Source organism: Citrobacter sp. wls757, from assembly GCF_005280935.1.
Classification (GTDB): domain Bacteria; phylum Pseudomonadota; class Gammaproteobacteria; order Enterobacterales; family Enterobacteriaceae; genus Citrobacter; species Citrobacter portucalensis.
The window spans coordinates 1-10,588 of the sequence record NZ_SZWU01000082.1 but is presented as its reverse complement, the minus strand read 5'-3'; the positions used below and the strand labels follow the sequence as shown (position 1 = coordinate 10,588).

Below are 10,588 nucleotides of genomic sequence, written 5' to 3'. Positions count from 1 at the left end.
CATCCGCCGTGTCGATGGAGGCGCATTATAGGGATCCCATTTTTTAGCACAAGTATTTTTTGGATCTTTTTTTCTGAATGCTTGTTTTTCACTCCTTTCGCTACATTCCTGCGCAATTTGGCTGATTTTTGATAGCTAAACCACTTGCACAGTCTCAATAATCCAACCAAAGTCTTCATTACTGCTCTATTTTCGTTGAGGTAAACATGTCTGATGTACTGCGTCCTTATAAGGATCTTTTCCCACAGATCGGAAATCGCGTGATGATCGACACCAGCAGTGTCGTCATTGGTGATGCTCGTTTGGCTGATGATGTCGGAATTTGGCCACTGGTTGCCATTCGTGGCGACGTTAACTATGTACAAATTGGTGCCCGTACAAACATTCAGGACGGCAGCGTTCTCCATGTCACACATAAATCCACGTCTAATCCGCAGGGTAATCCATTGATCGTGGGTGAGGATGTAACGGTCGGTCATAAGGTCATGCTACACGGCTGTATCATTGGCAACCGCGTATTAGTCGGCATGGGTTCGATTCTGCTGGATGGCGTGGTAGTAGAAGACGACGTTATGATTGGGGCTGGGAGCCTGGTTCCCCAAAACAAACGCCTGGAAAGCGGGTATCTGTACCTGGGAAGCCCGGTTAAACAAATCCGTCCATTAAGCGATGAAGAGAAAGCAGGCTTACAATATTCAGCTAACAACTATGTTAAGTGGAAAGATGAATATTTAAGTCAGAGTAACCACACCCAACCTTGAGCATCTTCCTGCTGGGCCTGGATCAATCCTTCAGCTTCTTCTTCCAGATCCCAGCGATGCTGTTGAAAGATTTCTAACCACTGTTCAGGCGTGTCGCCGCCAAAGCGGGACGCCAGCATCTCTCCAGATATGGCACATGTTAACTGCATACCATGAACCATCGCCGGAAACACAACGGCGTTGACATCCGTGCGCCATTCTTCTCGATCGGGAAACTGGATCGCCTGATTCATGCCGACAATTCCTGCTGCATGCTTTTAATGACGGGTTCAATCTGCGGCAAAACCCCATGCCAGAGTAAAACGGCGTGCGCTGCTTGCCCCACCAGCATACCCAGGCCATCAGCATATTGTTTCGCCCCATGTTCGGCACACCAGGAGAGGAACGGTGTATCTCCTTTCTGATAAAACATGTCATAACAATAGACAGATGGGTGAATAAGAGATGTCGGAATAGCCGGTATCTCACCGCTAATTCCGCTGGATGTCGCGTTAATAATTAGATCAAAACTGTAATTATCAAGCTCGTCCATTCCTACCGCCTGTACGCTGCCGGTATGGGAGAAGATCTGTGCCAGTTCTTCAGCGCGCGAAGCGGTACGGTTAACAATAGTCACCGCACAATCCATAGAAAGAAGAGGTAATAAAACTCCACGGGATGCACCACCCGCACCAATCAACAGAACTCGCGATCCGGGACGAATAAAAGATAAACGCTCAAGATCGCTCAACAAGCCGATACCATCCGTGTTGTCTCCCAGTAAACGTCCATCCTCCAGCCGTTTAAGGGTATTGACGGCTCCAGCAAGCGATGCCCGCTCCGTTAGTTCATCGGCACGTGCAAATGCCTCTTCTTTAAAAGGCACGGTGACATTTGCCCCCTTCCCGCCCTCAGCAAAAAAAGCGTTCAGCGTATTCACAAAATCATTGATAGGTGCCAGTACACGCCCATAGGAGTGATCAATCTTCAGCTGCTCTGCAAATTGCTGATGAATAAAGGGCGATTTACTGTGCGCTATCGGATTACCAAAAACAGCATAGGCTTCTTTCATATTACCCCTGTCGAAACTGTTCACCTGTCAGAGCATCACGGATCTCCGAAGGATTCAAACGCCCCCCGGTCTCCCCTTCAACCACGGGAAAGTCTGTACCGAACTGTGCGCGAACTTCCTCTACCGTTCTGCAAGGCGGTAAGCCACTCAAATTAGCACTGGTAGAAACTAACGGTTTGCCATAAGCCTGGCACAACGCAACCACCAGCGGGTGATCGGTGACGCGAACAGCCAGAGAATCAAAGCGCCCGGTCAACCAGCGTGGCGTTGTCGCAAGCGCTGGGAAAACGAAGGTAACAGGACCAGGCCAACGGGCGAAAACAGCGTCACGTTGAGCATCGGTGAGCATGCTATCGTCGATATATGGTTTAAGTTGTTCAAAGTTTGACGCGATTAAAATTAACCCTTTATCGACCGGACGTTGTTTTAGCGCCAACAAACGGGTTACAGCCGTTTCGCTATCGGGGTCGCAGCCGACACCAAATACAGCTTCAGTTGGATAGGCGATGACTTTTTCTTGTTTCAGAACCGCTATCGCCGCAGCGATAGCGTCTGTGGGCAGGCTATTATTCACTTTTTTATTCCGCCGAAATCGGCTTTCCACATTGTTTACTGGCACAGAAATGCTTCACACCCTGCGCGGTTTTCTTTTCGATGAGAAGCGGATAATGACACTCAGGACATTCTCCGGCTAACGGTTTGAAGTTAATGACAAACTGGCACTCCGGATAGCGATCGCAGGAGTAAAAGGTTTTGCCATAACGGGAACGCCGCTGGACAAGATGACCAGTCTGGCATTGAGGACAGACTATTGCTGTTTCATCAGGCTTGTCGATGAGCTCGGTGTGATCGCACGCAGGATAGTCACTGCATCCAATAAACATACCGAATCGTCCCTGTCTCAGCACCAGCTCAGCGCCACATGCAGGACAAAGCTTACCCTCCAGAACTTTGACTACATGTCCGTCCGCGGAAGATTTCAGCGGACGGATGTAATCGCATTCTGGATAGTGTGAACAACCGAGAAACGGACCGTGTTTCCCGGAACGAATAACCAGTTCAGCCCCGCATTGTGGGCAGGGCTCGTTTTTACGCACCGTGAACAGTGCTGATTTAGCCATAACAACTCATACTGAATGAAGATTGATTAATGCAGCATACCTTCATTCACTTCAAAGAGTAATTCTTCCATTTGCTGATAGGCATTTTCACAACCTGGAATGTTGAATAGCACCATCAGAATCACCCACTTCAGGTCTTCCAGATCGAACTCTGCCGTATCCAGCGCAAGTACGCGCTCAATAACCATTTCTCGCGTTTCGAGGTTTAGCACCTGAATCTGCTCCAGGAATAGCAGGAATCCTCTACAGCTTGCATCCAGTCGATCGCACTCTTCCGCAGTATAAATACGTATAGAAAGAGGGTCCGATGCCAGCTGCATAGGTTCAGCAAGACCATCCTGATAGTCAGCAAGCTTCTCCAGCCAAAGTAACGCGTTGTAAATGTCTTCACGATCAAAACCAGCGTCGGTAAGATCCCGTTCCAGTTTGTCCTGATCCACACGCAGCTCAGCTTCGTTATGGATATATGTCTCAAACAAATACATTAGTACGTCGAACATGGCATGCCCTCCTCAATCGGACATAGCCGCCGGGTACAGCTGCGATCCACCCTGCTAACTCCAGTTCGAGCAGTTGAGCCACTACCTCTGGCACAGGTTGGCCGGCACGTTCAGCGACGACGTCAACAGGTGTTACCTCATCTCCTACGTTAGCCAGGAGCTCCGGAAATGGCAATGCCACCTCTTCGTGATCTGGCGAATAAATTGATTTTTCAGGTTCATCTGGCAACCATTGCAGCCCATATTGCAAATTTTCAAGAATTTCCTCTGGTGTCGTCACAAGCATGGCTCCCTGCTGAATAAGCCAATGCGGGCCTTCACTTCCCGGGCTGCCAATCGGCCCTGGTAAAGCAAACACTTCCCGCCCTTGTTCAATTGCACAGCGAGCAGTAACCAGTGAACCACTACGCTGTGCAGCTTCGACAACCAGTACACCTTTACTTAGACCACTGATAATACGATTTCGTCGGGGAAAATTGCGCGGCAAAGGGAGCATATCTAATGGGAACTCAGACACCATTGCGCCCCCTGCCTCAATCAGTCGCTCCGCAAGACGGATATGCTGTCGTGGATGAATGGTCTCAAGTCCATTTCCCAGCACCGCAATACTTGTGCCTTGTCGGTTTATCGCAGCATTGTGCGCCACGCCATCAATCCCCCGGGCCAGACCGCTGGTGATCGTCACCCCACATGCAACAAGCTTTTCACAAAAAAACCGTCCCCAGCGTTCGCCATACCATGAGTGTTGTCGACTACCGACAACGGCAACTTGAAATGAGTGGAGGCATGCGGGAGCTCCTGCAACAAAAAGCACCCCAGGATAATCCTCAATCGCACGGAGCTGTGGCGGATAATGCTCGCTGTCGGCAACCACAAAGTGGTGGTTAGGCTGTTCAAGCCAGCACAGCGTTTTTTCCAGCGTCAGATCTGAAAAGGTTAAAAAGCGTCTTGCCTGGCGTGGAGATAATCCAGCCTGCAGGAGTACCGCATTGTTAATACACGGTTGAGTATTGAGCCAGTGAGCAACGCGCACTATCTCATCACCATACAGTTCATTCACTTGCGCTAAACGTAGCCAAATTTCGATTTGGGTCATCCCTGTTCCCCTGCCACAAGCAGTCCTGGCAATCTTTGCGATTGGTCACTGATGCTGTCAATCAGAGGGGGTTTTGTCTAGAATAGAGGTAATAATCTTTTCAACTCCTGAACACAACTCTGGATAACTATGTCAGTTTTGCAAGTGTTACATATTCCGGACGAGCGCCTTCGCAAAGTCGCAAAACCGGTTGAAGAAGTGAATGCAGAAATTCAGCGTATCGTTGATGATATGTTCGAAACGATGTACGCCGAAGAAGGTATCGGTCTGGCAGCAACACAGGTCGATATTCATCAGCGCATCATTGTTATTGATGTCTCTGAAAATCGCGATGAGCAGTTGGTACTCATTAACCCAGAACTGCTGGAAAAAGACGGCGAAACCGGCATTGAAGAAGGCTGTCTGTCTATTCCTGAACAGCGTGCGTTAGTACCGCGTGCAGAGAAAGTAAAAATTCGTGCGCTTGATCGCGACGGCAAATCTTTTGAACTGGAAGCCGATGGCCTGCTCGCTATCTGCATTCAACATGAAATGGATCACCTGGTCGGTAAACTATTTATCGATTATCTGTCTCCGTTGAAGCAACAACGCATTCGTCAGAAAGTTGAAAAACTCGACCGCCTGAACGCCCGAGCTTAAGGACAAGGATCAACGTGTCAGACTCACTACGTATTATTTTTGCGGGTACACCTGACTTTGCAGCGCGTCATCTCGACGCGCTGCTGTCTTCTGGACATAACGTCGTTGGCGTGTTTACCCAACCGGACCGCCCGGCGGGACGCGGTAAAAAGCTGATGCCCAGCCCGGTAAAAGTGCTGGCAGAAGAAAAAGGGATACCGGTCTTTCAACCCGTCTCTCTTCGCCCTCAGGAAAACCAGCAACTGGTTGCTGATTTACACGCAGACGTGATGGTGGTGGTAGCATATGGCCTGATCCTGCCAAAAGCAGTACTGGAAATGCCGCGCCTGGGTTGTATCAACGTTCACGGTTCCCTGCTTCCGCGCTGGCGGGGTGCAGCACCGATCCAGCGCTCACTGTGGGCAGGCGACGCCGAAACCGGTGTTACCATCATGCAGATGGATGTTGGCCTCGACACCGGTGATATGCTGCTGAAGCTGTCCTGCCCAATTACGGCAGAAGATACCAGCGGTTCGTTATATGACAAGCTGGCAGACCTGGGGCCTCAGGGGCTGATTGAAACGCTAAAACAGCTGGCTGCCGGTACAATAAAACCGGTGGTACAAGACGAATCACTGGTTACGCATGCAGAAAAACTCAGCAAAGAAGAGGCCCGTATCGACTGGTCGCTTTCGGCTGCTCAATTGGAACGCTGCATCCGCGCCTTTAACCCGTGGCCAATGAGCTGGCTTGAAATCGATGGTCAGCCAGTGAAAGTCTGGCAAGCTTCGGTTATTGCTGTAAACACCCAGGCCGAGCCAGGCACCATTCTAGAGGCGACAAAGCAGGGTATCCAGGTCGCAACAGGCGACGGCATTCTGAATCTTATCTCTTTGCAGCCTGCCGGTAAAAAAGCCATGAGCGCGCAGGATCTGCTTAATTCGCGCCGGGAGTGGTTCGTGCCCGGAAACCGTCTGTCCTGACGGTTCATCTCTTTAAGCCCGGTGTCTCCGGGCATTTTTATTTTTGCGCTTATGAAAAAACATTTTAATTTACGCAGTATGGCGGCCCAGGCCGTCGAACAGGTTGTCGAGAAAGGACAATCACTAAGTAACGTGCTGCCCGCCATGCAGCAAAAAGTTGCCGATAAAGACAAAGCGCTGTTACAGGAACTTTGCTTCGGCGTATTGCGTACACTCTCTCAACTGGAGTGGATGATCCAGCAACTGATGGAACGTCCAATGACGGGCAAACAGCGCACCGTTCATTACCTGATCATGGTGGGCTTCTACCAACTGTTGCATACTCGTATTCCAGCACACGCTGCGTTAGCTGAGACCGTAGAAGGCGCGGTCGTTATTAAGCGTCCACAGCTGAAAGGGCTGATCAACGGCGTACTGCGCCAGTTTCAACGCCGTCAGGATGAACTGCTAGCCGAGTTTGCGCAAAGCGATTTGCGCTTCTTACACCCCTCCTGGCTGGTGAAACGTATTAAAAGTGCGTATCCGCAGCAGTGGGAAGCCATTCTTGAAGCCAATAACCAGCGACCGCCGATGTGGCTACGAGTCAATCGTAATCACCATACTCGCGACGCCTGGCTAGACCTGCTTACCGAAGCGGGATTAACAGGTTTCCCGCATCCAGACTACCCGGATGCAGTGCGTCTGGAAACACCGGCTCCAGTTCACGCCCTCCCTGGTTTTGACGAAGGTTGGGTCACCGTTCAGGATGCCTCCGCTCAAGGATGCGTAAATTATCTGTTGCCGGAGGACGGTGAACAGATCCTCGACCTGTGCTGTGCACCGGGCGGTAAAACCACTCACATTCTGGAAGTTGCTCCGCTAGCTAACGTCATGGCTGTCGATGTGGATGAAAAACGCTTATCGCGCGTTTACGACAATCTGAAACGTCTGGGCATGAAGGCAACCGTAAAACAGGGGGATGGCCGCTATCCACAGCAGTGGTGCGGTGAACAACTGTTTGACCGTATTTTGCTGGACGCTCCATGTTCTGCTACCGGGGTGATCCGTCGCCATCCGGATATCAAATGGCTGCGCCGCGACCGGGATATTGCCGAACTTGCCCAATTGCAGGCTGAGATCCTGAATGCTACCTGGTCACATCTTAAATCTGGCGGCACGCTGGTGTATGCAACGTGCTCTATCCTGCCAGAAGAGAACCAACAGCAAATTGCCGCCTTCCTGGCACGCACACCGGATGCGGTATTAAGCGAAACCGGTACGCCGGAAAAACCCGGACGTCAGAATTTACCGGGTGCGGAAGATGGCGATGGCTTCTTTTACGCTAAGCTAATCAAAAAGTGATGAGATAACGGGTCGCGACTGATGAAAATTATCATTCTGGGCGCAGGGCAAGTTGGCGGTACGCTGGCTGAAAACCTGGTCGGAGAGAACAACGATATCACGGTAGTCGATACCAATGGCGAACGCCTGCGCAGCCTGCAGGACAAGTTTGATCTCCGTGTCGTGCAAGGGCATGGTTCGCATCCCCGCGTATTGCGTGAAGCCGGTGCCGACGATGCCGATATGCTGGTTGCCGTAACCAGCTCAGATGAAACAAATATGGTTGCCTGCCAGGTAGCTTATTCACTGTTTAATACGCCTAATCGCATCGCCCGTATTCGTTCACCAGATTACGTTCGCGATGCTGACAAGCTGTTCCAATCCGATGCGGTGCCAATCGATCATCTGATTGCACCTGAGCAACTGGTTATCGATAGCATTTATCGCCTGATTGAATATCCGGGCGCATTGCAGGTGGTGAATTTTGCCGAAGGTAAAGTCAGTCTGGCAGTAGTAAAGGCCTATTACGGCGGGCCGCTTATTGGTAATGCGCTGTCAACAATGCGTGAGCATATGCCGCACATCGACACCCGCGTTGCAGCGATTTTCCGTCATGACCGACCGATCCGTCCGCAAGGTTCTACGATCGTTGAAGCGGGTGATGAAGTCTTCTTTATTGCGGCATCACAGCATATACGCGCCGTAATGAGTGAACTGCAGCGTCTGGAAAAGCCGTACAAACGCATTATGTTAGTGGGTGGCGGTAATATCGGTGCGGGTCTGGCACGTCGTCTGGAAAAAGATTACAGCGTCAAACTGATCGAACGTAATCAACAACGCGCATCCGAACTTGCAGAGAAACTACAAAATACGATCGTCTTTTTTGGTGATGCTTCGGATCAAGAGTTACTGGCCGAAGAACATATCGATCAGGTCGATCTGTTCATCGCAGTGACCAACGATGATGAAGCAAATATCATGTCGGCGATGCTTGCCAAACGGATGGGCGCCAAGAAAGTAATGGTGTTGATCCAGCGCAGAGCATACGTCGATCTGGTGCAAGGCAGCGTGATCGATATTGCGATTTCACCGCAGCAGGCGACCATCTCCGCGCTGCTGAGCCACGTGCGTAAAGCTGATATTGTTGGCGTTTCTTCACTTCGCCGTGGCGTCGCGGAAGCCATTGAAGCCGTCGCACACGGGGATGAAACGACGTCGAGAGTTGTAGGGCGTTCAATTGATGAAATTAAACTTCCGCCCGGAACCATTATTGGCGCCGTTGTACGTGGTAACGATGTCATGATTGCCAACGATAACCTGCGCATTGAGCAGGGCGATCACGTAATTATGTTCCTGACAGATAAAAAGTTTATTACCGACGTCGAGCGACTATTCCAGCCAAGTCCTTTCTTCCTGTAATAATTTGGGCGCTAATACAGCGCCCTTTTTATTTCCCTTGATTTTTCATGGTCTAATAAATTTTCCTTTCGGCAATACATAAATGGAAATTGCCTAAACATTTGTTAAACTTATAAACGTCAGCTGCATAGGGAGAATAAAATGAGCATTATTAAAGAGTTTCGCGAATTCGCGATGCGCGGGAATGTTGTCGATTTGGCAGTGGGTGTCATTATTGGTGCGGCATTCGGTAAGATTGTTTCATCACTGGTTGCCGATATCATTATGCCGCCGCTGGGGCTGTTAATTGGTGGAATTGATTTTAAACAGTTTGCTTTAACGCTACGTGATGCACAGGGAGACATCCCAGCCGTGGTCATGCATTACGGTGTATTTATTCAGAATGTATTCGATTTCATTATTGTTGCGTTTGCTATCTTTATGGCAATCAAACTGATCAACAAACTGAACCGTAAAAAAGCGGAAGAGCCGGCAGCACCGCCAGCTCCATCGAAAGAAGAAGTATTGCTAAGTGAAATTCGTGACCTGCTGAAAGAACAGAATAACCGCTCTTAAGCACTCACTGAAACAAGAAGGCCAGTGGTAAAAAAGTTAATTACTTTCTTGCCACTGGCCTCCCAGTTACCCCGATTGCCATGTTTGCCTTTTCGCAGATAACTTCCTTTCCCTTTCTTATTTTTCTCAACGCGCTGTCTGAACAGTGGGTCATGCAGAAGCGCCTCAATGGCGTTGTCCTTTATCTGCCCTTTGGTGTGCTGATAACGACTCATACTATCTCCAGTTTGTAGTAATTTACGCCGCGAGTGTAGACCTGGCAGTTCAAGAAATCAACAGCCTGATGTTGTTCCGCTGGCGCCTTGCTCAAGAGCTTCAAGAATAGAGCAGTACACGCTGCTGTGTGCCTTGCCGCAGCATGCATCATTCAATCGCTGCAGTGACCGCTGCATCGTCTGAAGTTCAGCAATGCGGGCTTCGACTTCTTGCAGTCTTTCCTGGACGATCCCTTTTGATTCCTGACAAGTATGGTGTTCGGGATCAACCCGGATCGAAAGCAATTCACGGATCGACTCCAGAGTGAAACCTAGCTGCCGGGCATAACGAATAAACTTCAAGCGCTGAAGATCGCTTTCTGTATAGAGGCGAAATCCACCTTCAGTACGCACTTCATGCTCCATCATCTGCTGCTTTTCATAGTAGCGGATAGTATCCGGCGTCACGTCAGCCAGTTTCGCTATTTCACCAATTCGGTACATGCTCTCTCCGCTATTCATCGTTGATCTTTTTTAGCAGCTTATCTGCGTAGTCACCGCGCAAAAACTCGGTGCTGAGTCCAGCCTGCCGAAGTTTAAGTTCCAATAGCGACAATCTTCGGCTCACCTCCGGATAACTGGGATCATCTTTGCGGATCCCCGCGAGTATTTCAAGCAGCTGTATTGCCTCTCTGCGTTGCTCGAGCTCAGGAGGAAGGCAACCTGCATTTTTTAATAAACGGTATCCAGCTCGGAATTCAGGCGGGACATGGGAGTCATCGTCAAGAGTCAGCGGTTCGCCCGTTCCCGGTAAATCATCAAACTCGCCTTTAGACTGTGCATCAATAATATGGCGCTCTGCCCACCGGTCAAGTAACCACATACAACACTCCAGGGGATGAACAAAAAGAGTACAGATATTGTAGATAAGTGGGGATATGACGGATATAAAAAAACCCGCCGAGGCGGG

General features: G+C 49.9%; 15 protein-coding genes. 6 read left to right on the top strand and 9 right to left on the bottom strand.

The window, feature by feature from the left end; translation table 11 throughout:
- Window positions 1-206 precede the first annotated feature (206 nt).
- Entirely contained in the window at window positions 207-761 is a 555-nt protein-coding gene (locus FDW94_RS22895; RefSeq protein WP_003031171.1) for a gamma carbonic anhydrase family protein, read from the top strand.
- On the opposite strand, the gene FDW94_RS22890 is transcribed toward FDW94_RS22895, so the two are convergent.
- Genes FDW94_RS22890 through dprA form a run of 6 tightly spaced genes read right to left on the bottom strand, consistent with a single transcriptional unit; the run spans window position 737 to window position 4,529 of the window.
- Entirely contained in the window at window positions 737-994 is a 258-nt protein-coding gene (locus tag FDW94_RS22890; protein WP_008786281.1) for a DUF1488 domain-containing protein, read from the bottom strand. The genes FDW94_RS22895 and FDW94_RS22890 overlap by 25 nt on opposite strands.
- Window positions 991-1,812: a shikimate dehydrogenase gene (aroE, locus tag FDW94_RS22885; protein WP_048215430.1), complete on the bottom strand. Its 822-nt coding sequence runs from the start codon at window positions 1,810-1,812 to the stop codon at window positions 991-993. Before aroE ends, FDW94_RS22890 begins: the two co-directional genes overlap by 4 nt.
- 1 nt (window position 1,813) lies before the next feature.
- On the bottom strand, window positions 1,814-2,386 hold the full coding sequence (gene tsaC / locus FDW94_RS22880) for an L-threonylcarbamoyladenylate synthase type 1 TsaC (protein WP_008786283.1): 573 nt from the start codon (window positions 2,384-2,386) through the stop codon (window positions 1,814-1,816).
- Window positions 2,387-2,390: 4 nt separating this feature from the next.
- Window positions 2,391-2,933 carry a type I DNA topoisomerase gene (locus FDW94_RS22875; RefSeq protein ID WP_008786284.1) on the bottom strand — a complete coding sequence of 181 codons (543 nt, stop codon included), beginning with the start codon at window positions 2,931-2,933 and terminating at the stop codon, window positions 2,391-2,393.
- A gap of 26 nt (window positions 2,934-2,959) precedes the next feature.
- The gene (gene smg / locus FDW94_RS22870) at window positions 2,960-3,433 is read right to left on the bottom strand and encodes a DUF494 family protein Smg (RefSeq protein ID WP_003031162.1); all 474 of its coding nucleotides are present in this window, start codon (window positions 3,431-3,433) and stop codon (window positions 2,960-2,962) included.
- Window positions 3,405-4,529, bottom strand: coding sequence for a DNA-protecting protein DprA (dprA, locus tag FDW94_RS22865; protein ID WP_137378300.1), 1,125 nt, complete (start codon window positions 4,527-4,529; stop codon window positions 3,405-3,407). The genes smg and dprA overlap by 29 nt, the downstream gene beginning before the upstream one ends.
- A gap of 129 nt (window positions 4,530-4,658) precedes the next feature.
- On the opposite strand from dprA, the gene def reads away from it, so the two are divergent.
- The 5 genes from def (at window position 4,659) to mscL (ending at window position 9,424) form a co-directional block, all read left to right on the top strand.
- Window positions 4,659-5,168, top strand: coding sequence for a peptide deformylase (gene def / locus FDW94_RS22860; RefSeq protein ID WP_003828283.1), 510 nt, complete (start codon window positions 4,659-4,661; stop codon window positions 5,166-5,168).
- A gap of 14 nt (window positions 5,169-5,182) precedes the next feature.
- Window positions 5,183-6,130 carry a methionyl-tRNA formyltransferase gene (gene fmt / locus FDW94_RS22855; protein WP_137378299.1) on the top strand — a complete coding sequence of 316 codons (948 nt, stop codon included), beginning with the start codon at window positions 5,183-5,185 and terminating at the stop codon, window positions 6,128-6,130.
- 51 nt (window positions 6,131-6,181) lie between these two features.
- Entirely contained in the window at window positions 6,182-7,471 is a 1,290-nt protein-coding gene (rsmB, locus tag FDW94_RS22850) for a 16S rRNA (cytosine(967)-C(5))-methyltransferase RsmB (RefSeq protein WP_137378298.1), read from the top strand.
- A 21-nt stretch (window positions 7,472-7,492) separates the two neighbouring features.
- Complete coding sequence (gene trkA / locus FDW94_RS22845) at window positions 7,493-8,869, top strand: Trk system potassium transporter TrkA (RefSeq protein WP_003031153.1); 1,377 nt, start codon at window positions 7,493-7,495, stop codon at window positions 8,867-8,869.
- 141 nt (window positions 8,870-9,010) lie between these two features.
- Entirely contained in the window at window positions 9,011-9,424 is a 414-nt protein-coding gene (gene mscL / locus FDW94_RS22840) for a large-conductance mechanosensitive channel protein MscL (RefSeq protein ID WP_003031152.1), read from the top strand.
- Here mscL and arfA read toward each other — a convergent pair.
- The 3 genes from arfA to FDW94_RS22825 are packed head-to-tail and all read right to left on the bottom strand — an operon-like array spanning window position 9,421 to window position 10,501.
- Complete coding sequence (arfA, locus tag FDW94_RS22835) at window positions 9,421-9,639, bottom strand: alternative ribosome-rescue factor ArfA (protein ID WP_003828276.1); 219 nt, start codon at window positions 9,637-9,639, stop codon at window positions 9,421-9,423. The two genes, mscL and arfA, sit on opposite strands and share 4 nt — an antisense overlap.
- A gap of 57 nt (window positions 9,640-9,696) precedes the next feature.
- The gene (gene zntR, locus FDW94_RS22830; RefSeq protein WP_003031145.1) at window positions 9,697-10,122 is read right to left on the bottom strand and encodes a Zn(2+)-responsive transcriptional regulator; all 426 of its coding nucleotides are present in this window, start codon (window positions 10,120-10,122) and stop codon (window positions 9,697-9,699) included.
- A gap of 10 nt (window positions 10,123-10,132) precedes the next feature.
- Window positions 10,133-10,501 (bottom strand): DUF1992 domain-containing protein, encoded by a 369-nt coding sequence (locus FDW94_RS22825; RefSeq protein WP_137378297.1) that lies wholly within the window; start codon window positions 10,499-10,501, stop codon window positions 10,133-10,135.
- Window positions 10,502-10,588: the final 87 nt, after the last annotated feature.